Origin of the sequence: Streptomyces sp. SID11385 (genome assembly GCF_010548245.1) — a bacterium.
Taxonomy (GTDB): Bacteria; Actinomycetota; Actinomycetes; order Streptomycetales; family Streptomycetaceae; genus Streptomyces.
The window spans coordinates 1-776 of record NZ_JAAGLR010000835.1 but is presented as its reverse complement, the minus strand read 5'-3'; the positions used below and the strand labels follow the sequence as shown (position 1 = coordinate 776).

1 protein-coding gene is annotated in these 776 nt (G+C 75.5%); it reads left to right on the top strand.

Annotated elements, in window-relative coordinates:
• Positions 1 to 685, top strand: a 685-nt coding sequence (locus tag G3I42_RS25365; protein ID WP_164289641.1) for a DUF5819 family protein, incomplete at its 5' end; no start/stop codon positions are given.
• Between the last annotated feature and the right edge of the window lie 91 nt (positions 686 to 776).

The following is a 776-nucleotide window of genomic DNA, read 5'->3' as shown; positions in this document are numbered from 1 at the left end:
ACCGGACGCGCCGCTCCCGGCCCCCGCGCCGGGCGCTGCCCCGGGCCCCGCCCCCGCTCCCTCCGCCGGACTCGCCGCCCTCTCCCTCCCCTACCGCCTCCTCGGCGCCCTCGCGCTCGCCGTCGTGCTCGTCCTCACCGGGCTGCACCTCTCGCTCCTCTTCCTGCACGTGGCCCCGGCGAACACGATCGGAAAAGAGCGGGCGAAGGCGGTAAACGCCTGGATCTACCCGGAGTTCGAACAGAACTGGAAGCTGTTCGCCCCCAACCCGATCCAGCAGAACACCGCCGTTCAAGCGCGCGCGAGCGGTCTGCGGGCGGACGGCACCAGCTTCATGACCGGCTGGTACGACCTGTCGGCGCGCGACGGCGCCGCTCTGCACGGTGCGCTGCTGCCCAGCCACACCCGGCAGAACGTCCTGCGCCGGGCCTGGGACCTCTACGCCGCCTCGCACGACAACGACGGGACCCCCCTCGGCAACCGGGGCGAGCTGTCGGCCGCGTACCTCACCCGCCTCGCCACCCAGCGCCTGGAACGTGCGGGCGCGGGTGGCCCCGGCGCAGAGCTGACGCGGATACGGGTACGGGCCCGGATCACCCCCGTACCGCCCCCGCCCTGGAGCGGCGAGAAGCTCGGCACCCGCACCGCCTACCGCACCCTCGACTGGTCGGAGGCCCACCGATGACCCCGCCCACGCCACAGGGCGCACCGAGGCCCGCCGCCGTCCCCCGGCCGCGCGCCCCCGCCACCGCCGCGAAGCCGCGCCCGTCCCGCTT